23 protein-coding genes, 1 tRNA gene and 3 pseudogenes are annotated in these 24,251 nt (G+C 62.5%); 11 read left to right on the top strand and 16 right to left on the bottom strand.

Translation table 11 applies throughout. The annotated features are described in order from the left end of the window. Positions 1-125: 125 nt before the first annotated feature. On the bottom strand, positions 126-779 hold the full coding sequence (locus ACKFRY_RS02535; RefSeq protein ID WP_408923132.1) for a rhomboid family intramembrane serine protease: 654 nt from the start codon (positions 777-779) through the stop codon (positions 126-128). A gap of 107 nt (positions 780-886) precedes the next feature. Further along, entirely contained in the window at positions 887-1,417 is a 531-nt protein-coding gene (locus tag ACKFRY_RS02540) for a peptidylprolyl isomerase (protein ID WP_005326254.1), read from the bottom strand. Positions 1,418-1,486: 69 nt separating this feature from the next. On the opposite strand from ACKFRY_RS02540, the gene ACKFRY_RS02545 reads away from it, so the two are divergent. Beyond that, complete coding sequence (locus tag ACKFRY_RS02545; RefSeq protein ID WP_408923133.1) at positions 1,487-2,146, top strand: HAD family hydrolase; 660 nt, start codon at positions 1,487-1,489, stop codon at positions 2,144-2,146. On the opposite strand, the gene ACKFRY_RS02550 is transcribed toward ACKFRY_RS02545, so the two are convergent. After that, entirely contained in the window at positions 2,106-3,743 is a 1,638-nt protein-coding gene (locus ACKFRY_RS02550) for a dihydroxyacetone kinase family protein (RefSeq protein ID WP_408923134.1), read from the bottom strand. The two genes, ACKFRY_RS02545 and ACKFRY_RS02550, sit on opposite strands and share 41 nt — an antisense overlap. 142 nt (positions 3,744-3,885) lie before the next feature. Here ACKFRY_RS02550 and ACKFRY_RS02555 point away from each other — a divergent pair, with 142 nt between their 5' ends. Beyond that, positions 3,886-4,524: a DedA family protein gene (locus tag ACKFRY_RS02555; RefSeq protein ID WP_200436172.1), complete on the top strand. Its 639-nt coding sequence runs from the start codon at positions 3,886-3,888 to the stop codon at positions 4,522-4,524. Between the two features lie 50 nt (positions 4,525-4,574). Here the strand turns inward: ACKFRY_RS02555 and metE are convergent. Together metE and ACKFRY_RS02565 are read right to left on the bottom strand one after the other, a co-directional pair. Beyond that, positions 4,575-6,846 (bottom strand): annotated as a pseudogene (gene metE, locus ACKFRY_RS02560) (5-methyltetrahydropteroyltriglutamate--homocysteine S-methyltransferase). Continuing rightward, the gene (locus ACKFRY_RS02565; RefSeq protein ID WP_179387196.1) at positions 6,833-7,765 is read right to left on the bottom strand and encodes a methylenetetrahydrofolate reductase; all 933 of its coding nucleotides are present in this window, start codon (positions 7,763-7,765) and stop codon (positions 6,833-6,835) included. The pseudogene metE and the gene ACKFRY_RS02565 overlap by 14 nt, the downstream one beginning before the upstream one ends. 283 nt (positions 7,766-8,048) lie before the next feature. On the opposite strand from ACKFRY_RS02565, the gene ACKFRY_RS02570 reads away from it, so the two are divergent. From ACKFRY_RS02570 to ACKFRY_RS02580, 3 genes are all read left to right on the top strand, one after another. Continuing rightward, positions 8,049-8,789 carry a hypothetical protein gene (locus tag ACKFRY_RS02570; RefSeq protein WP_239228757.1) on the top strand — a complete coding sequence of 247 codons (741 nt, stop codon included), beginning with the start codon at positions 8,049-8,051 and terminating at the stop codon, positions 8,787-8,789. A 133-nt stretch (positions 8,790-8,922) separates the two neighbouring features. Further along, positions 8,923-9,126 carry a hypothetical protein gene (locus tag ACKFRY_RS02575; protein ID WP_005326240.1) on the top strand — a complete coding sequence of 68 codons (204 nt, stop codon included), beginning with the start codon at positions 8,923-8,925 and terminating at the stop codon, positions 9,124-9,126. A 100-nt stretch (positions 9,127-9,226) separates the two neighbouring features. Continuing rightward, positions 9,227-9,697 (top strand): GNAT family N-acetyltransferase, encoded by a 471-nt coding sequence (locus tag ACKFRY_RS02580; RefSeq protein ID WP_150851190.1) that lies wholly within the window; start codon positions 9,227-9,229, stop codon positions 9,695-9,697. Here the strand turns inward: ACKFRY_RS02580 and ACKFRY_RS02585 are convergent. Both ACKFRY_RS02585 and ACKFRY_RS02590 read right to left on the bottom strand, forming a co-directional pair. Continuing rightward, the gene (locus ACKFRY_RS02585; RefSeq protein WP_408923135.1) at positions 9,694-9,942 is read right to left on the bottom strand and encodes a hypothetical protein; all 249 of its coding nucleotides are present in this window, start codon (positions 9,940-9,942) and stop codon (positions 9,694-9,696) included. The genes ACKFRY_RS02580 and ACKFRY_RS02585 overlap by 4 nt on opposite strands. Positions 9,943-10,198: 256 nt before the next feature. Next, positions 10,199-10,271 (bottom strand) — tRNA-Ala (locus tag ACKFRY_RS02590). 167 nt (positions 10,272-10,438) lie between these two features. Here ACKFRY_RS02590 and ACKFRY_RS02595 point away from each other — a divergent pair. Next, on the top strand, positions 10,439-11,296 hold the full coding sequence (locus ACKFRY_RS02595) for a polysaccharide deacetylase family protein (protein ID WP_408923136.1): 858 nt from the start codon (positions 10,439-10,441) through the stop codon (positions 11,294-11,296). Continuing rightward, the gene (locus ACKFRY_RS02600) at positions 11,296-11,844 is read left to right on the top strand and encodes a DNA-3-methyladenine glycosylase (protein ID WP_284811928.1); all 549 of its coding nucleotides are present in this window, start codon (positions 11,296-11,298) and stop codon (positions 11,842-11,844) included. Before ACKFRY_RS02595 ends, ACKFRY_RS02600 begins: the two co-directional genes overlap by 1 nt. Positions 11,845-11,862: 18 nt before the next feature. On the opposite strand, the gene ACKFRY_RS02605 is transcribed toward ACKFRY_RS02600, so the two are convergent. Next, on the bottom strand, positions 11,863-12,348 hold the full coding sequence (locus ACKFRY_RS02605) for a MarR family winged helix-turn-helix transcriptional regulator (protein ID WP_408923137.1): 486 nt from the start codon (positions 12,346-12,348) through the stop codon (positions 11,863-11,865). 66 nt (positions 12,349-12,414) lie between these two features. Then, positions 12,415-12,792: an MmcQ/YjbR family DNA-binding protein gene (locus tag ACKFRY_RS02610; protein WP_408923138.1), complete on the bottom strand. Its 378-nt coding sequence runs from the start codon at positions 12,790-12,792 to the stop codon at positions 12,415-12,417. Positions 12,793-13,139: 347 nt separating this feature from the next. On the opposite strand from ACKFRY_RS02610, the pseudogene ACKFRY_RS02615 reads away from it, so the two are divergent. Next, positions 13,140-14,347, top strand: a pseudogene (locus tag ACKFRY_RS02615) (IS110 family transposase). Between the two features lie 316 nt (positions 14,348-14,663). Continuing rightward, entirely contained in the window at positions 14,664-15,143 is a 480-nt protein-coding gene (locus ACKFRY_RS02620; RefSeq protein WP_408923139.1) for an esterase/lipase family protein, read from the top strand. Between the two features lie 281 nt (positions 15,144-15,424). Here the strand turns inward: ACKFRY_RS02620 and ACKFRY_RS02625 are convergent, their stop codons facing one another. The 7 genes from ACKFRY_RS02625 to ACKFRY_RS02655 all read right to left on the bottom strand — a co-directional run bounded on the left by ACKFRY_RS02625 (position 15,425) and on the right by ACKFRY_RS02655 (position 22,881). Then, positions 15,425-17,158, bottom strand: coding sequence for an ABC transporter ATP-binding protein (locus ACKFRY_RS02625; protein ID WP_408923140.1), 1,734 nt, complete (start codon positions 17,156-17,158; stop codon positions 15,425-15,427). Beyond that, positions 17,155-18,933, bottom strand: a complete 1,779-nt coding sequence (locus ACKFRY_RS02630) for an ABC transporter ATP-binding protein (RefSeq protein WP_238801895.1) — start codon at positions 18,931-18,933, stop codon at positions 17,155-17,157. Before ACKFRY_RS02630 ends, ACKFRY_RS02625 begins: the two co-directional genes overlap by 4 nt. Next, positions 18,930-19,613 carry a trans-aconitate 2-methyltransferase gene (locus ACKFRY_RS02635; protein WP_034668635.1) on the bottom strand — a complete coding sequence of 228 codons (684 nt, stop codon included), beginning with the start codon at positions 19,611-19,613 and terminating at the stop codon, positions 18,930-18,932. The genes ACKFRY_RS02630 and ACKFRY_RS02635 overlap by 4 nt, the downstream gene beginning before the upstream one ends. Before the next feature lie 73 nt (positions 19,614-19,686). Next, positions 19,687-20,424, bottom strand: a complete 738-nt coding sequence (locus ACKFRY_RS02640; protein WP_005325972.1) for an ABC transporter permease — start codon at positions 20,422-20,424, stop codon at positions 19,687-19,689. Beyond that, a complete protein-coding gene (locus ACKFRY_RS02645; RefSeq protein ID WP_005325973.1) occupies positions 20,421-21,173 on the bottom strand; it encodes an ABC transporter permease in 753 nt (250 codons plus the stop codon). The genes ACKFRY_RS02640 and ACKFRY_RS02645 overlap by 4 nt, the downstream gene beginning before the upstream one ends. Continuing rightward, positions 21,170-22,213, bottom strand: coding sequence for an ATP-binding cassette domain-containing protein (locus ACKFRY_RS02650; RefSeq protein ID WP_086589202.1), 1,044 nt, complete (start codon positions 22,211-22,213; stop codon positions 21,170-21,172). Before ACKFRY_RS02650 ends, ACKFRY_RS02645 begins: the two co-directional genes overlap by 4 nt. Next, entirely contained in the window at positions 22,210-22,881 is a 672-nt protein-coding gene (locus ACKFRY_RS02655) for a hypothetical protein (protein WP_284788909.1), read from the bottom strand. Before ACKFRY_RS02655 ends, ACKFRY_RS02650 begins: the two co-directional genes overlap by 4 nt. A gap of 553 nt (positions 22,882-23,434) precedes the next feature. Here ACKFRY_RS02655 and ACKFRY_RS02660 point away from each other — a divergent pair. Together ACKFRY_RS02660 and ACKFRY_RS02665 are read left to right on the top strand one after the other, a co-directional pair. Then, positions 23,435-23,755, top strand: a complete 321-nt coding sequence (locus ACKFRY_RS02660; protein WP_408923141.1) for a transposase — start codon at positions 23,435-23,437, stop codon at positions 23,753-23,755. After that, positions 23,679-23,897: pseudogene (locus ACKFRY_RS02665) on the top strand (IS110 family transposase); the annotation flags it as partial. The gene ACKFRY_RS02660 and the pseudogene ACKFRY_RS02665, both read left to right, overlap by 77 nt. Positions 23,898-24,251 lie beyond the last annotated feature (354 nt).

Consider the following 24,251-nt stretch of genomic DNA (forward strand, 5'->3'; position numbering starts at 1 on the left):
GACCAGCGTGATCAGGGAAAACTCCGGAAAAGCGTTCGGTAAATTACAAAAATGTAGTTATTCACAATGTGGATAACCATTGTGGAATTCTTTCGCACACGCTTTCCGGTGATCAAATTCCACAGTTATCCCCAAACCCCAGCTTGGTGGCCTAATAGTGCGAGGACTACCGCGGCCACCGCAGCAACGCCGCCCCAGCGGAGGGCGGGACTTTTTCTATAGAGGAAGAGGCTCAACACGATGCCTGTGCACAACCCGCCAAGGTGTCCCCACAGGGATACGCCATCGGCTAGAAAGGTATAGGCCACATTCGCCAGAACGAGGGCGATGGGCGCGCGGAGATCGAGCCCGCGCTGGCGGTAGGCACCCACCAACATGGCCATGAGCGCGAAGAGCGCACCGGAAGCGCCGACGGTGGGGGTATTGAAGTCGAATTTCAAGATCATGGCGGACGCGCCGAGGCAAGAAATGAGGTAGGCGGCGAGGTACAGCGCAGTGCCAAGCGCCCGCTCCACTTCCCTGCCTATGAGCAAGAGCATGACCATATTCACCGCCAAGTGGCCCGCGTCTAGGTGCATAAACTCCGAAGACAGCGCAGCCTGAGGGCGGAAGGGATAATCCGGTCCCCACAGGCCCCAATCCGCTGCGAGCGGGGAATCATAGAAGGTGGTTCCTAGCGTGCGGGCCTGCACCGCGGTAACAAGCCAAGCAATGATGCAAACGGCGGCGATGAGCGCGGTCGCCGGGGTGGTGCGGACATAGTTTCTCACCATGGTCATGAAGTTGTCAGTCCTTGGGGCGGGTCTAGTGGTAGATAGCTCGGGAAAACTGCAACGAGCCCGCCGCCGCATGGATAATGCGGTGACGGGCCCGAGGAAAAAGGCGATTACGCGATATCGATGGACTCGATAACAACGTCCTCGTGCGGACGGTCCATGCGGTCGGTATCAACCTTGGCGATCTTGGATACAACCTCCTGGGAGGCAGCATCGGTAACCTCACCAAAGATGGTGTGGTGGTTGTTCAGGTGCGGGGTCGGCGCCACGGTGATGAAGAACTGGGAACCGTTGGTGCCTGGGCCAGCATTGGCCATGGCCAGCAGGAATGGGCGGTCAAACTGCAGCTCCGGGTGGAACTCGTCCTGGAACTGGTAGCCCGGGCCACCGCGGCCGGTGCCGGTAGGGTCGCCGCCCTGGATCATGAAGTTATCGATGATGCGGTGGAAGATTGCGCCGTCATAGAACGGGCCGGACTGCTCGCCCTTTGCGTTCTGGGTGGAGTAGTCCTTCTCGCCCTTGGCCAGGCCGATGAAGTTTTCAACGGTTACCGGTGCGTGGTTACCGAAGAGATCGATAACAATGTCACCGTAGTTGGTATGCATCGTTGCAGTTGCGGTCTTCTGAGTCATGCCAGCCATTGTAAAGAATTTAACGCGCGCCTGCCGCGCATGACATAACGCTGTCAGCGATCGCGCTAGCCTGAAGGCATGATTCGCGCGCTACTTTTTGATCTGGATGACACCTTGCTCGACCACACCGGCGCGGCCCGGGACGCGGTGGATCAGTGGTGCCGCGAGCTAGGCCTGCCCGAGGGTCAGCATGCGCGCTTTGCGGCCATCGAGCGCACCTGGTTCAGTGCCTACGAGCGCGGCGAGGTCTCCCACCACGGCCAGCGGGCGGCTCGCTGCCGCGAATTCCTCGGCCGGGAGATGAGCGATGCCGAGGCGCTGGCCGCCTATGACGGCTATCTTTCCGCCTACCGGGAGCAGTGGCGCGCTTTTGCCGACGCCCTGCCCACCCTCACCTGGGCCCTCGAGTCCGGCTTTCAGGTGGGCGTGCTCACCAATGGCGAGCGCGAGATGCAGCAGGCCAAGCTGGAGGCGACAGGCCTTGCGCTTGCCGACGTCCTCCTTATCCCCACCGTCGACCTCGGCTGCCCCAAACCACAACGGGAGGCCTATCTCGCTGCTTGCCGCCAGCTCGGAGTGACCCCCGCACACACGCTCATGGTGGGCGATTCCCTGGCCAATGATGTGGAGGGAGCTCGCGCGGCGGGGCTGCATGCGCTCCACCTCGACCGTGCGGGAAATGGGGATCTGCGCTCGCTTAGCGCACTGAGAGAGGTTCTCCCCCAAAGAGCCAGCTGACCACGATGGCGCCCGGATCGATAACTCCCTTGCTGCGATCTCCCAGGTAGGAGGCGCGACCCCTCTTCGCGGCGAGGTCCTCGGTATCGAGGGCTCCGGCATGGGCAGCTGTGAAAAGCGCCTGCAGAGTCTCCGCATCCGGATTCTTCGCCCCCAGTTCACGGGCCTTTTCGGCGGCCGGGATGAGGGCATCGAGCATGGTGCGATCGCCGCGCTTCGCGCCACCAAGCTCGTGGATGAGGTCGGCCGCGGCAGTAAGCCCGTCCGCCAGCGACTCCGCCCGGGCCAGCTCAGTAAAGAGCGTGCCGAAGACGGCCCCGGAGGTACCGCCGGCGAGGACGAGCAGGCGCTTGGCCAGCCCGGTGAGGATCTCCGTATCCGTGCCGCGCAGGGGAAGCTCGATGCCGCCGAAGGCCGCCTCCATGTTCTGGCCAAAGTCGCCGTCGCCGGCTTTGCGGTCCAGCTCAGTAAGCGCCTCGAAGGAGGCTTGGAGACGCTCCACAAAGGCGGTGAGCCACTGGTTCTCCTCGCCCTCGGTAGGAAGTTCATCCTGGAAGGTGATGGTGGCGGGTTCTACCGCCTTCGCGCGGCCCAGGGCATGGGGCCAGGCGGGGGCGGAGGTGGGGGCGTCGATAAGCTCGAGCAGCTCCGCATCCGCCTTGAGCAGCGTAAAGGAAGCGCCGTGCATATTGACCGCGGTGACATAGGATCCCACCAACGACCGGGCTACGGTGACGCCTCGCTGGGCCAGCTGCGCGGAGGCCTCACCAAAGAGCAAACTCAGCTCCAGCGGGGTGGTGCCGCCTAAGCCGTTGACCAGGCACACCACTTCATCGCCTTGACCCAGCTTAAGGGCTGGCACGATCTTATCCAGGACCTGATTCACGATGGCGCTCGCGCTACCCACCTGCTCGGTGTGCGTGCCCGGCTCGCCGTGAATGCCCACACCCACCTCCATCTGGCCGGCATCCAGATCGAAGGTTTCGCGGCCGGTGGTCGGCATGAAGCCGGCGCCCAGCGCCACGGACATGCTGCAGGAATTCTCCGCGGCACGCTTGCCCAACTCAGCGACCGTGTCCACATCATCGCCGCGGTAGGCAGCGGCGCCTGCGACCTTTTCCACCAGGATGGTCGCGCCCGTACCGCGGCGGCCGGGGCCGTCCTCGTTGCCATCGGTGGCAATATCATCGGCCACCAGTACCGTGCGGGTGTCTACCGCCTCGGCGGCGTTGCGGGCGACGGTGAAGTTCATGACGTCGCCGGTGTAGTTCTTCACCACGTGGACTACTCCCCTGCCCTGGTCAGCCCACTGGGTGGCCTCGCTGACCTGGACCGCGTTCGGGGAGGTAAAGAGCAATCCCGGGCAGGCCGCTGCGAGCATGCCCTGGCCGACGAACCCGGCATGCATCGGTTCGTGACCGGAACCGCCACCGGAAATCACCGCCACTGCCGGATCACCGTCCGCAGTGCGCAGCGGCGTGGTGCGGCCAATGAAGCCGACGTCGTGCCAGCGAGCATCGGGGTGGTTGGCGATGAGCCCAGCGAGGGCGTCGGAGAGAAAAGTGTCTTGACTATTGCGGAATGCGGAGTGGTTCATACTCCCACGTTAGTGATGTCGCTTACCCGGAAGCTAGGAGGAGAAAAGAAACATATCGGTTCCATTCGGACACCCAGTGGATTCGCAGCCACTTTGCAGTTTGCGGAGGATACTAGAAGAGCTACAACGAAAGGATCCACTCATGGATTTCTTGTCCTCCCTCCACAACCTTATGGACGCAGGTTCCCTGCTCCAAAGCTTTGGACCTTATATCCTCCTCGGCGTCGCCGTCGTCATCTTCATCGAGTCCGGCGTGCTTTTCCCATTCCTGCCAGGTGATTCACTGCTCGTTACCGCGGCCATCCTGCGCCACGAACTCGACATCAACGCCTGGCTGCTCTTTGTCGTGGCCGCGGTGGCCGCCTTTGCCGGCGACCAGGTGGGCTTCTACTTGGGCCGCCGCTTTGGCCGCAAGCTGTTCAAGGACGATGCCCGCGTTCTGCGCACCGAACACCTTGATAGCGCGGAAGACTTCTTCCAGCGCCATGGTCCGGTGGCCCTGGTATTGGGCCGCTTCGTGCCGATTGTGCGCACCTTCGTCCCCTTCGCCGCCGGCACCGCAGAAATGGGATACTCCTCGTTCCTGCGCTGGAATATCCTCGGCGGCGTGGGCTGGGTAGGTTCCATGCTCCTCGTCGGTGTCCTGCTGGGCGGTATCCCGGGCATTGCCCACTCCATCGACATCATCATGCTGATTGTGGTGGCAATTTCCGTGCTGCCGATGATCATCGGGTGGATCAACAAGCGCAGCAAGGCAAAACGCGAAATCCCGGCCAGGTAGGGACTTTCTGCCCATTTCCCAGCCGGGATTGCGGTGTGATTAGGGAGGATTTAGAGGGACTCGCGCACCTCATCGCGAGCCAGCACCATATTGCGCAGGGAGGCTTCGGTCTCCTCGTAGCCGCGGGTCTTCAGGCCGCAGTCCGGGTTGACCCACAGGCGCTCGACCGGCACGTGCTTGAGCGCGGCGCGGATAAGCTCGGCCATCTCCGCTACGGAAGGCACGCGCGGGGAGTGAATATCATAGATGCCCGGGCCGATTTCGGAGTGGAAGGTCTCGTCGATATCCTCCAGTAGTTCCATGCGGGAGCGGGCCGCCTCGATAGAGGTGACATCGGCATCCAGGCCGGCAACGGCATCGATGATTTGGCCGAACTCGGAGTAGCACAGGTGGGTGTGAATCTGGGTGGTCGGCTTCGCCTCGAGCGCGACCAGGCGGAAAGAACGCACGGCCCAGTCCAGGTAAGCCTTGCGGTCTTCCTCACGCAACGGCAACAGCTCGCGCAGGGCGGGCTCGTCGATCTGAATGATGTCGATGCCAGCCTCTTCCAGGTCATGCACCTCATCCGCCAGCGCGACGCCGAGCTGGTCCGCGGAGACGGACTGGTGTACGTCATCACGGACGAAGGACCAGGCCAGGATGGTCACCGGGCCGGTGAGCATGCCCTTGACGTGGTGCTCCGAGAGCGACTGCGCGTACTTGGACCACTCGGTGGTCATCGCAGCAGGGCGGGAGATGTCACCAACCACGATTGGCGGGCGGGTGCAGCGGGAGCCATAAGACTGGACCCAGCCGTTTTCGGTGGTGACGAAGCCATCGAGCAGCTCGGCAAAGTACTGGACCATGTCATTGCGCTCCGGCTCGCCGTGGACGAGGACGTCGAGGCCGAGGCGCTCCTGCAGCTCAATGACGGACTTGACTTCGTCCTTGAGGGCGGCGTTGTAGTCGGCGTCGGAAAGCTCGCCCTTGCGGTGCGCCGCACGCGCCTGGCGGATCTCCTTGGTCTGGGGGAAGGAGCCGATGGTGGTGGTTGGCAGCTGCGGCAGGCCGAGTTCCTTCTGCGCCTCGTTGCGCTCGGCAAAGGCGGGCTCGCGCTTGACCTCGCCGGCCGGCAGCTTTTCGATGCGCGCCTTCACCGCCGCGTTGTGGATGCGCTCGGATTCGGCACGGGTGCGCACCGCGCGGTCGCTGATGCTATATGCCTCCGGTGCCTCCAGCGGACCTTGGGAGAGGGCGACGACTTCCTTGACCTTCTCGTTGGCGAAGGAGAACCAGGTAGCGACGTCTGCAGGCAGCTTGGTTTCTGCCTCCACGGTGTGCGGCACGTGCTGCAAGGATACGGAGGTCGATACGGACAGGGAGTCGAGGCTGCCCTCCAGGTCCTCGTACTTGGAGCGCAGGTCGCGCAGGTTGGCGGCCCAGACATTGCGACCGTCGATAAGGCCGGCAACCACGTGGGATTTCAGGTTCTTCACGCGTTCGAGGTAGCCCTCATCCAGTGCCAGGGTTCCTACGGAAAGGTCCACCTGGACGGCCTCCGGCTTGAGCTCGGCTAGGACCTCGAGGCCCTTGCGGGCAGAACCGTACGGGGTGGTGAGGTATACCTGCGGGCGGTTGTCCGCGGCCAAAATTGCCTCATAAGCGCGCTTGGTGTGGGCGGCCAGTTCCTCATCGTTGGCAATGGTCAGAATCCGCTACCAGGGCAGGCTCGGCCAGCTGTACCCACTTCACGCCGGACTTATCCAGCTCGGCCAGGACCTCCTGGTAGGCCTTAACGGCATCATCCAAGCGGTCGAGCGGAGACTTAGTAGCACCCTCGGCCTGCTTAGACAGGGCCAGCAGAGTAACCGGGCCGACGAGGTACGGGCGCACGGTATGGCCTGCTGCACGGGCCTCTTCCACCAGCTTGATAACGCGTTGTGGGCGCGCCTTAAAGTCCTGGTCATCGGAGATTTCTGGGACGATGTAGTGGTAGTTGGTATCGAACCACTTGGTCATCTCCAGCGGCGCGGTGTCCTTGTTGCCGCGGGCCAAGGTGAACTCATCATCCAGGGTTTCGCCGGCTACGGCGCCTACGGTCAGTGCGGTCTCGAGCACCTGGTCGTAGTAGGCGACGTCGGCAGGAATGGCGTAGTCCTCGTTCAGGCCCAGGTCGCGCAAACGGTTATAGGTGTCCAGGCGCAGGGAATGTGCGGCGGACTCGAAGGTTTCCGCATCGATGCGGCCGGCCCAGTAGGATTCCAGCGCGCGCTTGAGTTCGCGGTTAGCGCCGACGCGAGGGTAGCCCTCAATCGTCGCCTTGGGGAAATTAGTGTTCGTCATTGTCTACTCCGATTCGAGATAACAGGTCTTGTGTAATGTCCGGATTGTTGTGGGTATAGATATGGAGGCCGTCCGCGCCGCCGGCCACGATGGTGCGGGCCAATTGGGCGGTAAGCTCCATGCCGATTTCGTATTCCTCTTCTGGGGTTGTCGCTGCCGCGAGCTGAGTGCGTACCCTCTCGGGTACGGTCAGCCCGGACAGCTGCCCCATTCGCTCCAACCGGCGCAGGCTGGTCATGGGCATAATCCCCGGAATGAGGGGAATCTTCACCCCGGCTAGCTTGGCTTTTTGGGCGAAGCGGAGGAAGTCCTCCGCATCGAAGAAAAGCTGGGTGATGGCGAAGTCCGCGCCGAGGCGCTGCTTATTGAGCAGAACATCGAAGTCTTCATCCTCGTTCTTGGATTCGGCATGGCCGCTGGGGTAGCACGCCACGCTCACCGCGAGGCGGCCGGCGGCGAAGCGGGCAGCCTGATGGCTTTCCAGCTGACGGATGAGGCGAACCAGCTCATCGGCATGTTGCAGGTAGTGCTCGGGCATGCCCCCTTCGGGGAGATCGCCGCGCAGGGCCAGCAGGCCGCGCACGCCGGCATCCACCAAGCGATTAATCCACCCGATGAGCTCGTCGCGCGTCCCGGCCGTGCAGGCCAAGTGCGCCAGGGGGCGCATAGAGGTGTTCTGCGAAATCTTCTCAATGAAGGCCGCGGTTCCCTCCAACCAACCGGAGCGCTGGGAACTGGTCACCGCGATGTAATCGGGGTGATAGCTTTCCAGAACTTCTAGTAAGCGGTCGATTTTGGCGGCATCGGCATCGTGGCGCGGCGGGATTACTTCAAAGGAAAGGGCCAAGCGCTCGGGCGCATGTGCTTCCTCTTCGCTTTCATAATCCAAGGGCGCGGAAGCCGAAAGTCGCGGGCTCATGGTCACCTCCTTTGCTGGTCGTCGTTGGTGTGTTGAGAAAAAACGTACCAAGCTGTTCAGTTAGCGCGGTAGCGATCGTGTAATGGTGATACCTTTGCAAGCCTGCAAACTGCGAGGTTGGCGAAAAATCAGGTGAATATTAATCGTTGATTCTGAACCGAGCGGTCTATTTCTAGCGCGTGCCCGCTGCACGCCACGCCGACAACGGTGGTACACCAACCACCACGTCACTATGCTGGGTGAAAGCGAATTGATAAATCTGAGTTAAGGAGTGTTCCACCCCATGAACCCCACCACGCTGAACGTGGCCTTTAAGACCGCATCGAACCTGTGGAGCCAGTTCAATAACTACCGCGAGGAAAAGTCCCGCGAGGCCTACACCGCCCTGGAAGAGGCCGCACAGAAGATGGACGAGCGCGATAACGGCACCTTCGCCGAGCCGCGCCGTCAGGCAGGCGCTGTTACCCGCGCCGCACACTCCCGCCTCGAGCGCGCCCTGGAGGAGTTCAACGACTACCGCGAAGACGCCACCGAGCGCCTGAACGACGCCAAGGAAGAGGCCACCAAGAAGGCTAAGAAGGCCCGCAAGCAGGCCAAGAAGGATTCTCAGAAGGCCCAGAAGAACCTCAAGAAGAAGTCCGCCAAGGTAGCCAAGAAGCAGAAGAAGAACAAGAAGTCCTCTAAGGGCTGGATCTTCGCCGGCATCATCGCCCTGCTGTCCGCTGCAGCCGGCGGCGCCTACTACTGGCTGCGCTCCAACGACAAGCCTTCCCAGACCCCGCCGCGCGTGGATGACTTCCAGTCCGATTCCCACACCGCTCCGGAGTCCACCTTGGTCTACACCTCCACCAGCGAGAATGACACCCAGTCTGACCTCGTTGAAGAAGGTGCCGTACGCGATGAGGAGCTCCTCGGTTCCATCGATGAGCAGCTGGCCAAGCACCGCGAGGAAGAAGCAGCTCAGCCGGCCGATACCACCCGCGTTACCGATGACCACCAAAACGAGGGCAAGCACCGCCTGTAAACCAAGGAATAAATACGCTTACCACCCCGCCGTGGGGGTATGAATAGCGTTGTCTAGATCTCATTGCTTTGCCTAAACAAAAGTCTCTTGATTGAATTCCCACATTAGGGATCTTTCTACAAGGAGATGAACAATGAGCTTTGAGTCCCTCACCGTCAAGCTCAAAGACGGCTCAACGTACTACTTCCCGGCGGGCGCGGTGTCCAAAGACCCTTCCTCTCGCGTGGATAACCTGCGCTTCGCCATCGATAACGGAACCACCTTCCACTCCGTGGATGAGGCCGGCATCGAGCGCGAGTTCAACGGTCACGACGTCCGCAATTACCACCTAGCCTAAGCGTTAGCACAATCCCTTCCCTGCAGGTCACCGGCTTGTACGGAAGGGATTTTTCGCGTGCCCACCCCACGCTACGACCTCGCGGTCTATCGTGGATTTCATGGAACTTCGCGCAACCCAAGAATCTGACCGCACCTATCTCGCCCGCCTCAATTTCCTTACCGATACTTTCGGTGACGAGCACGGCGAGCTTTCCCCCGATTTTGCCGATGACTTTGCCTTCTACGTGGAAAATTGGGATCCCAACCAGGGCGGTTTCATCGCCTGGCAGGAGCTCGTCCCAGCCGGCGGCGTGTGGCTCAATTGGGGTACGGAGGATAATCACGGCTTTGGCTTTGTCGAGCCCGCTATTCCGGAGCTCGCCATCGCGGTCGAGGCCCGCTATAAGGGCCAGGGCATTGCCACCGCGCTTATCGACGCCGCCATTTCCCTCGCCCAGACCCTGCGCGCCCCTGGCATCTCGCTAGCCGTCCACCCCGATAACCCCCGCGCCAAGGGTCTCTATGAGCACCTCGGATTCGAGCACGTGGGCAGCCACGAGGATCACTTTGTGATGGTCAAGCGCTTCTAAAGCGAACGCAGGCGGGCGTGGGTGACGTAAATCGGCTCGTTATCCACGGCCGTCTTAAATTCCTCGGTCAGGCCAGCCATAACTGCCTCACGCGCCTCTTCGCGGGTGCTGTGAAAGCTCATAACCTCGCCATCCACCGCGGACTCGCCGCGCTTGCGCACTACAACGAATTCCGCGCCCTCCGGCGCCGCAACTTCCTTGTCTGCGGAGGTAAAGGGATCACTGTAGCGAGCGTTGGCGGTCATGGTTGGTCTCCTGGTGGTATCGCGGGACAGTAATGATTCCCCATTCACTGTACTGAAAGTTTCTCCCCCGCGACCTTGCGCACTTCCGCCCTCCTCTTTCGCTGATCACGATTTTCGTCCATCTACACCGGCACAATCGTCGACGGAAACCACGGTTTATATGGACGAAAGTTGCGATCGCAGCCAATTCGACCCCTGAACCCCACCACGTAGAAAAAGTCCGGCCCCTCCGAAGAGGAAGCCGGACTTCATGCTGTGGAGCATAGGAGAATCGAACTCCTGACCTTCTGCTTGCAAAGCAGATGCTCTACCAATTGAGCTAATGCCCCAGTGCCTAGATACTTTACTACCGCAGCCGAAGTAACTACAAACCGCTCCCAACCTGAACCGCTCAAATCACTTTGGCCACTTTAGGCATGTCCTATCACTTCCGTAACACGCAGGCGCTAGGGTCATGGGCACATCGTGTCCACTTTCCCTCATCCTTAGGAAGACTATGCGTCGCATTCTCACCTCCGCCCTCACCGTGCTCGTCGCCGCTGCCGTTCCGGCGGCCGCTAATGCACAGTTGCCGCAGATTCCACAGCTGCCTGCGTCCTCCAGCTCGAATATCCAAGACGAAATTAACCACCGCATCGAGGACGCCCGCGCACAGGTCGAGGACATCTCCTCCAAGGCTTTCCCGCACAAGGCTCCTAAGCCAAAGGCACCTACCCCAGCGAAGAAGCCGCAGCCGCGCAACAATGGCGGCGTCGACTGCGCCAATTGCGTAGCTATCACCTACGACGACGGCCCAGGTGCCGAGACTAACCGCCTGCTGGACAAACTCAAGGCCAAGAACGCGCACGCAAGCTTCATGGTTCTCGCCCCCAGTGCTGAGCAGCACCCCGAGCTCCTCAAACGCATGAAGGCCGAGGGCCACACCATTGGCAACCACACCAAGAGCCACCGCCAACTCAACACGCTGTCGCCTGCGCAGGTATCCCAGGAAATCGACGCCGGCAACGCCGCTATTAAGAAGGCCACCGGCCAGAGCACGCGCTGGGTACGCCCGCCCTACGGCGCTACCAACGCCACCGTGGATCAGGTAACCCGCGATAAAGACGTCTCCCAGGCGCTCTGGGACGTCGACACCGTGGATTGGAAAGACCGCAACTCTGAGCACGTCTGTTCCTCGGCCGTGCAGGGTGCCCGCGCCGGTTCCATCGTCTTGATGCACGATATCCACCCCACCACCGTGGACGCCGCCGATTGCGTCATCGATGGCCTACGCGCCAAAGGCCTCGAGCCAGTGAGCCTGGATCGCCTCCTGCGCACCCCTGTGCCAGGTAAGCGCTACTATGCTCGTGGTTAATGATTGATTTTGCCCTGACTGCCGACGCCGTCGCTCCCCAACTCCTCGGCTGCACCCTCACCCATGCCGGGGTGAGCATCCGCCTCACTGAGGTCGAGGCTTACCTCGGCGCCGAGGACTCCGCGGCACACACATTTAACGGCAAGACCCCGCGCAATGCGGCCATGTTCGGTCCGCCGGGCAGGTTCTACGTCTATATTTCTTATGGCATCCACCGCAACGTCAATATCGTCTGTGCCCCTGAAGGCACTGGCCAGGGCTGTCTGCTGCGTGGCGGTGAAATCATCGAGGGCGCCGACACCGCCTTCGCCCGCCGTGGCACCTCTGATTTTCATAACCTCGCCCGCGGACCGGGAAACCTCGGCAAGGCCCTCGGCTTCACGCTCGAAGACAACCACCAACCAATACAGATTGTCGAGCGAACCACCGAACCAGAATGGGTGTGCGGACCGCGTATCGGTATCTCCAAAAACAAGGAAGCGGCCCTACGGTTTTGGATCCCCTTCGATAAAACCGTCTCGGGCCGCCGCGGCTATCCCAAGAAATAGCCCTCCTAGTTCCGCTAGCTAATAGCGCCCGCCGTAGCGCTCATCATTCTCGATGGCCTTAATGATCCGCTGATTAATCTGCAGCATCTGGCGAATCTGCGTACGGGTGAGGCTATCCATCACGGAATTGCGCGCCTGCTTAGCGTGCCCTGGCGCAGTCTCAACTACCTTGTCCCAGCCGCTATCCGTCAGCTGTGCCATGGTGGTGCGGCCGTCAGTCGGGCACGGCTGGCGCACGACCCACCCCTGCTTTTCTAGGCGCGTAACGACCTGACTCAAACGCGACAAAGAACCATTGGCGGTAATCGCCAAATCACGCATACGCATTTCGCGATTCTCTGCTTCAGAAAGCCGCGAGAGCACTGTGTATTCAAAAAAGCTCAAACCTGCGTCATCGCGCAGCTGAGCATCCAAAATATTGGTCAAGCGAATATTTACGCTCATTAGAGACATAAATGATGCCAGTTCTTCATCATTTAGCCAGTAGTCATCGCGCTCAGTCATGGGATTTATTGTATCAATTTGGCTTTAATTCTAAAGTGACTCGTCACTGTCCTAAACCCCAAGGCTTTAGTGCCCAGAGGACGGATCGATCGGCCGCTGCCCTCTCGGCAGCTTCTCCACCACCAAACGATAGGAATCTGTCACCAACTCCTCTAGCAGCTGTTGGTGCAGTTCTGCGTGTGGGTAGACGGAAACCCAATGTCGCTTATTCATGTGGTAGCCCGGCGCAATGAATGGATACTGCTGCTGTAGCGCTTGGCAGTCTTCCGGCTCGGCCTTAATGATCATTTGCTGTTGACCGGTCACCGCTGTCAACAGCAAGAAAATTTTGCCGCGTACTTTAAATACGTCCCAGTCGGGACCAAAAGGATGCAGCACCTGCGAACCGAGCATCTCTTCGGCGCGCTGCCGCGCAACCTTGTAGATGCCGCTCCCGTCCAACATCGCCCCCCATTTCGTTGTTAGCAGTTCCACCTCAGGGCACCGAAGATTCATAGCCTGTCCACCCGATTGGGCGGGTTATGTTTATTTCCGTTCCCTCCGTCTGAAAGGACAGTAGAACTAGTCGCTGGCTTCGGTATGGCTTATTCCCGCCCCTGTCTGAAAATGATCCGGGGGTGATGCCGCCGAAGACAGTGACATACTCAAACAGCTCAATAGGAACCTGACCCAGCCCAGGTGGTATGAGGTCTCACAGTAATGTAGATGCCAGTACTAAGTATGTCCGACCACCCCCAGCGATGAAGCTCAAATAGTCCAACTTCTAATTCATCGCTAGGAGGAACACACCCATGGCCTATGACTTCGTCATTGGCGTAGACGTCGGCAAATACTTCCACCACGCCTGCGTCCTCGATCCCCAAGGCAGGCAAGTCCTGTCCAAACGCATCAATCAGCATAAAGGCTCGCTCCGCAAGCTCTTCGGCCAATTCCTCGCCGACAACACCTCAGTCCTTGTCATTGTCGATCAGCCCAACAACATCAGCCGATTAACCGTCGCAGTCGCCCAAGACATGGGGGCAGACGATCGCTATCTACCAGGGCTTGCGATGCGACAGCTCTCTCGCATCCACGTCGGCAACTCAAAGACCGATGTACGCGACGCCTACGTCATCGCCCATGCCGGTCTTAACCTTCCAGACGCCCTGCGCAACGTCGACCGCGTTGAGAAAGTCTTTATCCAGCTGAAAGTTCTCAACGGTATCGACGAAGACCTCGCCCGAGCCTACACACGCCTAATTAACCAGATGCGATCCGCGCTCGTGGGAACCAATCCTGCCTTCGACCATGTCCTGCGCGGACAGATGATTCACCGAAAATGGATCCTCCACCTACTTGCAAAATACGGCGGCCCCACCAAGATTCGACGCATCGGTAAAACACGCCTAGCAGCCTTTGCGCGCAGTCACAAAGCGCGCAATCCCGAGCCTGTCATCCATGCCATGCTTGCTGCCATCCACACACAGACCGTGTCCATTGCCGGCGCAGAATACCCCGAACTTAGCGTAGCAATGTCCGCCAAAGACGCACTGGCCAAACTAGCACATCGCAAGGAAATAGAAGCACAGGTACTCAAGCTCATTCAAGACATTCCTCAAACCGAGATTCTTTTATCCATGCCCGGCATCGGCCCACGTAGCGCAGCACAGATCCTCATGACTGTTGGCGATATGTCCGACCTCCCCGATGCAGCGCACCTAGCGTCCTATACAGGCCTATCACCACGGACAAATCAATCAGGAACGTCCATTATGCCGAATTCACCCAACCGCGCTGGCAACAAAAATTAAAGAACGCCCTATGGCAATCGTCTTTTGCATCGATCAGATTCCACGAGCGTTCCCGGCAATTCTATGAACGAAAACGCAAAGAAGGCAAAAGACACAACACCGCAGTCGTCGCACTCGCACGCCGACGCCTCAACGCTCTCTTCTCCATGATGCGAAACGGCGAGCACTACCGAGACATCTCTACAGCTCAGGAGGCTGCAGCAGCCTAAAGCCAACAGACCCCCATCCAAGCCGATTGCACAGCAAGCCCAACCGGCTCCTCAAGGTACCCAAAACAACATCTACGAGACGAAGCAGAAACCCTTCACACCCCCAACAAGCCCACCCACGGAGTTGACAACCTATATAGGAACACCCCCGACGAGGTAACGAGAATCCCCTCGTCGCTGTCGGACGGCGGTTTCCCGACCGGTGGCCCGGCCGCCGGCAAACCTCACCCGCGGCCGCCCGGGCCCTGTCCATGGCCAAGCCCGGTCTGGTGCCCCCCGGCGCCAACGACTTCCGGTACCGCCCCGGGACGGTGAATTGCCCGTCATCCTCATTCCCGGGACCCGGGAGGACGCCTACGCGAAATGGGCGGGCCTCGCGTCCCGCCTCGCCCGGGCCGGGCTCTGCGCCTACACGTTCACCGACAACCCGCTCGTCGTCGATGGACACCCCGTCGAATGGGCCGTGTTCAGCGGCGACATCCGCCACAGCTCGAAAACACTGGATTCCGTCGTCGACCGGGTGCTGGCCGCGACCGGAGCCCCGGCGGTCAACCTCGTCGGGTATTCGCAGGGCAGCGGACCCCTGCCCCACCACTACATCCGGGAGCTGGGCGGGGACCGGGTCGTCGAACAGCTCATCGGTACCGGTGCCTCGAACCACGGGCCCCGGGCGCACAGCGCAGCCGATCGCTTTGACGTCCACCCCGAGATGCGCCACGGATACTCCCGAAACGCCGGCAAAACGAACGCGCTTGCCTGGGAACAGCAGAATCTCCGGTTCCATGCTGCTGAATGAGCTGACCATCGGCGACATCACTCGACCGGGCGTGCGGTACACCTTCCTGGGCCCGCGGCACGACAATGCCGTGCTCCCCCACTAAAACTCCTTCGTGCGGGAACCCGGCGTCACCAACATCACCGTCCAAGACGTGTGCCCCGCCCACCGCACCGAGCACTACGGCTTCAATTACGACCCTGTCGCCCAGGGCATCGTCGAGGACCCGCTGACCGGGACGGCGTGGCGGGACCACTGCACCGGTACCGGACCGGAGCGATGGTCCTCGACGGACGAGAGGATCAGGCGCCCGGGGAGCCTCCCGTCCGGCACGTCCACGACTCGGCGTAGCGGCCGCCCTTCGCCAGCAATTCATCGTGCGTGCCCCGTTCTGCGACCGTCCCGTCCTCCGAAAGCACGACGATGAGGTCGGCATCGCGGACGGTGTGCAGGCGATGGGCGACGACGATCACGGTGCGATCGCCGCGCAACGCTTCCATCGTGCCAACAATCGCCCGCTCAGTGGTCGCATCCAGCGAGGACGTCGGCTCGTCGAAAAGCACCACCGGGGAATCCTTCAGAAGCGCCCGGGCGATGGCGACGCGCTGCCGCTCGCCTCCCGACAGCAGCGTCCCCTCCTCCCCCACCGGGTTATCCCACCCGGAAGGCAGCAGCTCCACGATGCGGTCCACCCCGGATCGCCGGGCGGCCTCGCGCAAGCGGTCTCCGTCGCCGGGCCCGGAACCGAATCCGGGGTCGGCGAAGACCACGTTGTCCCGCACGGACGCGTCGAAGAGGAACGTCTCCTGGAACACCGGGGTCACCAGCGAGTTCACGCCGTCGGTGCCGATCCGAGGCAAGGGCACCCCGCCAATGAGGATCTCCCCCGAGTCCGGATCATGAAACCGCGACAGCAGCCGCATGACCGTCGTCTTGCCCGCCCCCGAAGGTCCCACTATGGCGACCAGCGCTCCCTGAGGCGCACGGAAGCTGACGCCGTCGAGGACCTTCTTCTCCCCGTACCCGAAGCTCACGCCGCGGAACTCCACGTCATGCCCGTCGGGCAGCTCCGGTGCGGCAGGCTCGGGAAGGACGGGGATCGCCCGCAGCTCACGCAGCGCAGCCAACGTGTTGCGGCCCGCGCCGAAACCGCCGGACAACGCTCCCGCCGTGGTGATCGGTCCGGTGAACTGGACGACCACAATGAGCATCGGCGCCAAATGCGCCGGTGACATCCCGCCCGTCGCGGCGACCGCCACGGCGACGACCACCGCCGCCGTGAACACCGCATGGACGACCGAGCCCAACCGTCCGATGGCCGCGCCTTGCGTCGACGTCGCCTTCGCGAACGCATCGTGTTGGGCCTGGATCGCCTCATCCACCATCGCGTCCGCCGCCGAACCGTCGCCCGCGGCGCGAATCACCTGCTGGCCGCGGGTGAACTCGATCAGCCTGCCGGAGACGGCAGCGACGGCGTCAGCATGCGCTTCGTCCGACTCCCCGCCGACCCGGCCAATGGCCCGGTAGGCGAAGAAGAGCACCGGCGCCGACGCGACGAGAACCAACCCGACGCGCCAATCCATCGCCAGAATTCCGAGAGCGATGACGGTCGGCGTAACCACAGCGGCGATGACGGGCCGCAGGATCACGTGCGGCACGGACGCCGCGAACGCCATGCCCGAAGACGCCATCTCCGAAAAGCGGCCGGCCGTGGACTTGGTGACGTACCCGAGTGGCAACGTCAGCACGCGTTCGCCCAGGGAACGCAGCAGGGACGACAGCACCGCTGCGGAATTCGCCCTGCCGACCGTCCCCGCGGCGAGGGACAGCACCACATGGGCGGCCGCGAGGCCGGCGATGACGCCGGTGAAACGCCACGCCGTCGCATCATCTCCCTCGGCCAGAGCCGACAGCAGCGGCAGCAGCGCGACGAACGCCGCTCCCTGTGCCAGCGCGGCAAGCGCGGCCAACGCAATGAGCCACGCCAGCGTCATCTTCGAGTGCCGATCCGTCATCGACCACAAGTCCCGGATCATCGGTTCCCTGCCTTTTCATCGTCTGCTTCAGTGCCCCGCGGGGCGGATGGTTCGTCGTCGAGGGCGAACGCGCGCCACAGATCCCGGTAGCGGCCACCGCGCGCAAGCAACTCGTCGTGGGTGCCCGCCTCCGCGACCGCTCCCCCATCGAGAACGAGGATGCGGTCAGCGTTGCGGATCGTGCTCAATCTGTGCGCAATCACGATCACCGTCCGCGAACGAGCCAAACGCTCGATTGCGGACTGAATGAGGGCCTCGGAAGCCGGATCCGCGTAAGCGGTTGCCTCGTCGAAGATGAGCACCGGCGCGTCCGTGACAATCGACCTCGCGATGGCCACGCGCTGCGCCTCACCACCGGAAAAGGTTACGTCGACGTTGACCACCGAATCCAGGCCCTTCGGCAGCGCCGCGATGACCGTATCGAGGTTCGCGAGCTTCGCGGCCGCCATGATTTCGCCGTCGGTGGCGTCTCTCCTGGCCAGCCGGATGTTCTCCCGCAAGGGCAGCGTGAGCAACTGCGGATCCTGGAACACCACCGACACCGAACGGTGCACGTCGCGCACGGCGATGTCGCGAAGATCGTCGCCGCCCAGCAGCACCGAGCCTTCGACAGGGTCGTGGAAACGCGCCAACAGCCGGGCGACGGTGGACTTTCCGGAACCGGAGGGTCCCACCAGCGCCGTGAGGGCCCCCGATTCGAACGTCGCGGACATCCCGTCGAGGACCCGCGGCCCATCCCCGTAGGAGAAGACCAGGTTCCGGACCTCGAGCGCGCCTCCGTGCACGGGCACCGGCTCGGCGGACTCGGTGATCGGCGGCGTGCCCAGCACCTCCGCGATGGACTTCAGGGCGGCGATCCCCGCGATGATGGGTTCGGAGTTCATAGCCACCCTCACGATCGCCGCGGAGAGTCCAAGGCCGAGAACCAGCCCGGCGACGAGACCCTCCGGTTTGCCGCCCGCGGTGTCCCTCAAAGCGAGGCCGGCGCCGCACACCACTGCGAGGACCGTGATCGGGGACGTCACCACGTCGATGAGCCCGAGATAGATGTTCGACTGCCGGGACCAGGCGGACCACGCGCGGACGAACGACGACGCCGCGGCATCGTAGCGGCCCGCGCCCTGGCTGGCGCGTCCGAAGGACTTCATCACCGGGATGCCGCGCACCAACTCGATGACCGCAGCCGTCACTTTTTCAGAGGCTCGCTCGTAGTCGCGCTGAAGACCGGCTCCGCGCGAAATCATCACGCCCATCAGGGCGAAGGTGACCAGCACCGGGACGACCGCCACCGCCGCGATCCGCCAATCGACCGCGACGAGCGCGATGAGGGAAAGCAGGGGAACCAGCACCGCCACCACGGTCTCGCCGACGGTGTGGCCCATGAGCTGGTGGACAGCCGCGACGTCCTTCTCAACCGACCCGATGATCCCCGACGAGCGCCGGGCGTCCAGCCAACCCAGCGGCAGCTTCCGGATATGGGCAACCAACCGGCGCCGGAGGTGGAGCTGCAGGTCGTTATCCGCCCGGTGCGAGAGCATGCCGGCGGCGCCGTCCGCAGCCATTCGCACCGTCGCGGCGACGACGATGACAACCACGGCCAACCACGTCCGATGCACCGGGGCCTCCGGGTACGTCATCGCGATGTCGATGATGCCGACCAGCGAAGCGACGGTAGCCACCGACGACAGGACGGACAACGCGACCACCGCACGCATCCGGGTCCGGATCGGGGCGAGCAGCGACCACGGGCCGACGGTCCCGTCCACGGCGCTCACTTCCCCGCCTCCCCGATCGCGCTTTTCTTCGCGAGAGTGCAGAAATACACCATGCCGGCGCGTGAGGCTCCGTCCAGCTTCAGCCCGTTGGCTTCGGCGAGGTCCTCGAGCTCGCTGCCCCGGAACACCCGGTGGCCCATCTTCGCCATGACGGCCATGTCGACCCGCTCGTTCACGTCGGGATCCTCGACGAACGTCTGCACGTAAGCGATGCCGCCGTCGGCGAGCAGCCCGGAGACCCTGCCGAGCGCGGCTCCCGCATCCTTCATTTGGTGGAGCGCGCCACACACCCAGATTTCACAGGCCCCGCCGGGCTCTCCCGCGAGCGGCGTGAGGATGTCGGCAACGTGGAATTCCGTCCGGGCCCCGAGCCCGTCGGCGGCGGCGCGTTCGCGGGCGATGCGGATCGCATTGGGCGACAGGTCGTAGCCGACGATGTTCGCCCTGCGATAGCGAGACTCAGCGGCGAGCGTGCGGGCGAGCCACCCGGTTCCGCAACCGAGGTCGAGGACCCGGGCCGGCGCATCCGGCCCGGGATCCAGCGCACGGAGCTTCCGGTACACGGCGGCGGCGTCCATCGGTTCGCGCGCATAGCGGCTTAGGAACCTCGGCTGGACCTTGTCCTCGTAGGCCGCGAGGAGCCTGCGGTTGTTCTGGACGATCTGGGCGATCGACTTCATCTGGTTCTGTCTCCGGGTGTGTGGGCCGCGTCCACGCGGCGGTTTCGGGTTAGATGCTCGGATTCGCGGGCCGTCATGCAGACTCCCCCGGCCTCGTTTTCACGGCGATGCCCCACGCCGCGAGCACGGCGATACCAAAGAACCAGGCCGCGCAGACCACCAGACCCGCAGCCCCGGTACCGTTGACGGCCTCGCCGGCCGCGGATACGGGGGTGTGCCCGGCGATTCCGCGCAGGAGGGGACGGAAGTGGTCGGCGGGCATGAGCACCGTGTTGACGAACATCGCAACGATTATCAACGGGATAAGGGCCACGGATCCCTGGGGGCTGGTGATGGAGAACGCGATGTACGTGCCGGTGCATGCGGCCGCCGCGGCAACCATCGCGCCGGTCACCGTGATCCTCCACCACCAGGACACCTCCAGGGGGCCGTCGGAAAGCAAGGCGGCCACCGCCGCGACGACGATCGTCATCGCCATGATCCGGATGAACTCGGCGATTATCCGTGCGGTCGGCACGGCCGCGTACGGTGCCGGCATTGTGATCAACCGCTCGTGGAGGCCATTGCTGCGTTCAACGAACACGGTGGACGATCCCGTGATGGCCAAGATGAACGCCCACGCCGTTACGACAAGGATGACCGCGTTCCGGAGTTCGAACTCTCCGGTGAGCTGCCTGACCAGGCTACCGAACATGCGGTTGACGATGAACAGGTACACGAGCGGAGCAATGAACGTCATGAACCAGAAGTCAGGGCGCCGCAGCCAAGTGTGGACGATGCGCCGCAGATGCACGAAAATGGCGTCGATCATGATTCGCTCCTCGAGGTGAACAGGCGGATGAACAGGACGATTCCGACGACCGTCGCGACACCGAGCCACAGGGCGGCCTCTTCCCCGGCGTGATTCGGGAAGGCGCCCGGGGACGCCGCCCTGATCACCTCGATCACCGGCGAAAAAGGCATGTGGCGCACGATGTCGCGCAGGGAGCCGTCCACAGCGGTCGTCGGAATGAACGCGGTGGAGAACATGAGCAGCAGCATTTCCAGCGCCTGGATCGATGAGGCCGTCGACACCGGAGCGGGCACCATCAGGATCACCCCGTCCGTGACCAGGGACAGGACCGCGGCAGCGAGCAGTGACCACAGGACTGTCCACGCGACGTCACCGAGAGCCATGTCGAGGCCACAGGCCCACGCGACGATCAGCAGCGCCGCGATCGACGCGGACATCCGCAGCACATCGGTGGCGAGCCTGCCGGCGACATAGCCGCCCGTGGCCCCGGGCAACACGCGCACACGGTCGACGAGCCCGGATTCGACGTCCTGTCCCACCGCCATCGCCGACGCCGCGGCGGTGAACATCGCCGCCTGGAACAGGCAGCCGCCGAGCACGAAACGCAGGTACCCGAAGCCGGATTGCCCTGCTGAGTACCCAAACACCGCGTACAGGCACAGCAGGAAGAGGGGAGGAACGACGAACATGGAGATCAGCGACGCGGTGTTGCGTCGCAACAGCAGCAGATCCCGACGGAGGAACGCCGCGACCGACGTCGCACTCATCGCGCCGCACCCCCCGCGTTCATCGATATGAACACCTCGTTAAGGGTGGGCGGCGACACGCTCAGCGAATCCGGCAACGCTTCCGAGGCCTCCATCGCCCGCGCCACCGCCTCGAGGACCTGCGGTCCGGGGTCGACGTCGAGGGACACCATCTTCCCCGCGACGCGGGCGCGGTCCAGACACGCTCCCCTTAGGCAGCGGGCGAATGCCTCCGCCCCGGCGGCGGTGGCGAAGGACACGCGGAGCACGTGCGACCCGAAGTCGCGACGCAATTCCTCCGGCGTTCCGCTGGCGACGATGCGGCGGTCCTTGAGCAGATGGACGTGGTCTGCCAGCGCCTCCGCCTCTTCCAGGTACTGGGTGGTCAGCACCAGGGTCATTCCGTCGTCCCGCAGTTGCCGGATGAAGCCCCACAACTCTTCGCGGCTGACCGGGTCCAGCCCCGTCGTGGGTTCGTCGAGGAACAGCAACCTGGGCACGACGCACAGCGACGCGGCGATGTCGAGGCGGCGCCGCATACCACCCGAATAGGCCGACGCCAACGTCGAGGCACTGTCCGCGAGCGAGAATTGCGCGAGCAGTTCCGTCGCGCGGGCGGCCGCGTCGGCGCGGTCGAGTCCGCGCAGACGCCCGAAGAACTCCAGGTTCTCCCGGCCGGTGAGGTTCTCGTCGATCGCCGCGAATTGGCCGGTGGTGGCAATGTCGGCGCGCACGCCCGCCGGATCCTCTTTCACATCGCGCGAGAAGATGCTCACCTCGCCGGAGTCTGCGGTGATGAGCGTCGACAGGATTCGGATGAGGGTGGTCTTGCCTGCGCCGTTGTGGCCGAGGAACGACACGATCGACCCGGCGGGCACGGTGAAACTCACGCCGTCGAGCACATGCTTGCGCATCCGGGCGCCGCGCTTTCCCTTGCGCCCGCCGTCCGGCGGAGCACCTGCCCCGCCTTCGGGCGCGGTGCCGGCTTTGCCCGCAATCGGGTAGCTCTTCGTGAGGTCGCGGACGACGATCGCCGCACCCCGTTCAGCTTGATCCGTCATCGTTTCTCCTTTTCTTTAGTGTCGCATTGGGCCGCTGCCGGCAGTGGCCCCGTGGTCGGGTTGTCATGCGGCGTTTCGATATGGATGCCCGCATCGCGGGCGAAGGCGAGGACCGGTTCGAGGAGCCGGGGGTGGCCGACGAGATCCCGGCACCCCGGCGCGACCGGCTTCCCCGCGACCGACGCAACGGTGGCGGCGGCAATGGCCGCGGTCATTTTGTAGGAACCCGGGCCAGTCGCCCGGACGACGGTTGTCTCGGCCGCCGACCCCGCATCGCCCGCGCCGGCGGAGGACAGTGCGACGACCAGCTCGGCGGGTTGCGGAGTGCCCTTCGCCCGCGCCTTCCGCGACGTCACGGCCGCCCCGAGACGGGCGAGCAGACCGGAGACGACGGGCATCGCGTACAGTCTCGACGTGCGGATCTTCTCCACCGACTCATCGGGGAGAGCATCGAAGGCGACGTGGTAGGAATATCCGAGGATCGAGGGGCACACCTCGCGTACGACGTCGATGTCCGGGCATTCGTAGCCGATTCCGCTTTGCGACGACACCGGGTTGCGCCGCACTTCGACGATGGCGCCGCCGAGCATATCGCGGGTGGATGGTCGGCCACCCGCTGCGACCGGTGCGACGTGTACCAACCGCCCATCGTCCGTCTGCGATGCCACGGCGTCGCCGTCGCCCGTCCCGTCCGGGCCCGCGTCCCCGACTCCCCCTCCGGAGAGGGGTTCTCTGGTCAATCCACGTTTTCTGTTCATCGTCGCCGCCTCGCTTCCGTTGCCGATTCCCGATCGGGAACATAACTTGAAACAGTATTAGGTTAGGCAATCCTTATCTACTTATGCCAGACTCGAATTATTGACTTTGCCCCCGCTCCCCCCCATTTCGTTGTTAGCAGTTCCACCTCAGGGCACCGAAGATTCATAGCCTGTCCACCCGATTGGGCGGGTTATGTTTATTTCCGTTCCCTCCGTCTGAAAGGACAGTAGAACTAGTCGCTGGCTTCGGTATGGCTTATTCCCGCCCCTGTCTGAAAATGATCCGGGGGTGATGCCGCCGAAGACAGTGACATACTCAAACAGCTCAATAGGAACCTGACCCAGCCCAGGTGGTATGAGGTCTCACAGTAATGTAGATGCCAGTACTAAGTATGTCCGACCACCCCCAGCGATGAAGCTCAAATAGTCCAACTTCTAATTCATCGCTAGGAGGAACACACCCATGGCCTATGACTTCGTCATTGGCGTAGACGTCGGCAAATACTTCCACCACGCCTGCGTCCTCGATCCCCAAGGCAGGCAAGTCCTGTCCAAACGCATCAATCAGCATAAAGGCTCGCTCCGCAAGCTCTTCGGCCAATTCCTCGCCGACAACACCTCAGTCCTTGTCATTGTCGATCAGCCCAACAACATCAGCCGATTAACCGTCGCAGTCGCCCAAGACATGGGGGCAGACGATCGCTCAACAAAAATTAAAGAACGCCCTATGGCAATCGTCTTTTGCATCGATCAGATTCCACGAGCGTTCCCGGCAATTCTATGAACGAAAACGCAAAGAAGGCAAAAGACACAACACCGCAGTCGTCGCACTCGCACGCCGACGCCTCAACGCTCTCTTCTCCATGATGCGAAACGGCGAGCACTACCGAGACATCTCTACAGCTCAGGAGGCTGCAGCAGCCTAAAGCCAACAGACCCCCATCCAAGCCGATTGCACAGCAAGCCCAACCGGCTCCTCAAGGTACCCAAAACAACATCTACGAGACGAAGCAGAAACCCTTCACACCCCCAACAAGCCCACCCACGGAGTTGACAACCTATATAGGAACACCCCCCTTTTCGAGACTGGCTTAGCGTTGTCTTCAACGATATCGTCCATCCAAAACTCGGTTTTCGTCGACGGTTTTGCTGGTCTATATGGACGAAAATGGTGATCCGAGTAGAGTGCTCGTCATTGTGTCACTTCTCAGAGCGCTTGGGAACGACCGCGGAAATAAAAAATGTCCGGCCCCTCCGAAGAGGAAGCCGGACTTCATGCT

This window comes from Corynebacterium tuberculostearicum (assembly GCF_046097255.1).
Lineage (GTDB): Bacteria > Actinomycetota > Actinomycetes > Mycobacteriales > Mycobacteriaceae > Corynebacterium > Corynebacterium tuberculostearicum_J.

Bases quoted from the DNA above. Each gene is read 5' to 3' on its own strand.
- ACKFRY_RS02595 (WP_408923136.1), top strand. From the start codon at position 10,439: ATGCGTCGCATTCTCACCTCCGCCCTCACCGTGCTCGTCGCCGCTGCC.
- ACKFRY_RS02575 (WP_005326240.1), top strand. From the start codon at position 8,923: ATGAGCTTTGAGTCCCTCACCGTCAAGCTCAAAGACGGCTCAACGTAC.
- ACKFRY_RS02645 (WP_005325973.1), bottom strand. From the start codon at position 21,173: ATGAGTGCGACGTCGGTCGCGGCGTTCCTCCGTCGGGATCTGCTGCTG.
- ACKFRY_RS02610 (WP_408923138.1), bottom strand. From the start codon at position 12,792: ATGTTGGACGGGAGCGGCATCTACAAGGTTGCGCGGCAGCGCGCCGAA.
- ACKFRY_RS02600 (WP_284811928.1), top strand. From the start codon at position 11,296: ATGATTGATTTTGCCCTGACTGCCGACGCCGTCGCTCCCCAACTCCTC.
- ACKFRY_RS02640 (WP_005325972.1), bottom strand. From the start codon at position 20,424: ATGATCGACGCCATTTTCGTGCATCTGCGGCGCATCGTCCACACTTGG.
- ACKFRY_RS02550 (WP_408923134.1), bottom strand. From the start codon at position 3,743: ATGAACCACTCCGCATTCCGCAATAGTCAAGACACTTTTCTCTCCGAC.
- ACKFRY_RS02540 (WP_005326254.1), bottom strand. From the start codon at position 1,417: ATGGCTGGCATGACTCAGAAGACCGCAACTGCAACGATGCATACCAAC.
- ACKFRY_RS02585 (WP_408923135.1), bottom strand. From the start codon at position 9,942: ATGACCGCCAACGCTCGCTACAGTGATCCCTTTACCTCCGCAGACAAG.
- ACKFRY_RS02570 (WP_239228757.1), top strand. From the start codon at position 8,049: ATGAACCCCACCACGCTGAACGTGGCCTTTAAGACCGCATCGAACCTG.
- ACKFRY_RS02545 (WP_408923133.1), top strand. From the start codon at position 1,487: ATGATTCGCGCGCTACTTTTTGATCTGGATGACACCTTGCTCGACCAC.
- ACKFRY_RS02605 (WP_408923137.1), bottom strand. From the start codon at position 12,348: ATGACTGAGCGCGATGACTACTGGCTAAATGATGAAGAACTGGCATCA.
- ACKFRY_RS02660 (WP_408923141.1), top strand. From the start codon at position 23,435: ATGGCCTATGACTTCGTCATTGGCGTAGACGTCGGCAAATACTTCCAC.
- ACKFRY_RS02555 (WP_200436172.1), top strand. From the start codon at position 3,886: ATGGATTTCTTGTCCTCCCTCCACAACCTTATGGACGCAGGTTCCCTG.
- ACKFRY_RS02580 (WP_150851190.1), top strand. From the start codon at position 9,227: ATGGAACTTCGCGCAACCCAAGAATCTGACCGCACCTATCTCGCCCGC.
- ACKFRY_RS02565 (WP_179387196.1), bottom strand. From the start codon at position 7,765: ATGAGCCCGCGACTTTCGGCTTCCGCGCCCTTGGATTATGAAAGCGAA.
- ACKFRY_RS02650 (WP_086589202.1), bottom strand. From the start codon at position 22,213: ATGACGGATCAAGCTGAACGGGGTGCGGCGATCGTCGTCCGCGACCTC.
- ACKFRY_RS02635 (WP_034668635.1), bottom strand. From the start codon at position 19,613: ATGAAGTCGATCGCCCAGATCGTCCAGAACAACCGCAGGCTCCTCGCG.
- ACKFRY_RS02535 (WP_408923132.1), bottom strand. From the start codon at position 779: ATGACCATGGTGAGAAACTATGTCCGCACCACCCCGGCGACCGCGCTC.
- ACKFRY_RS02625 (WP_408923140.1), bottom strand. From the start codon at position 17,158: ATGATCCGGGACTTGTGGTCGATGACGGATCGGCACTCGAAGATGACG.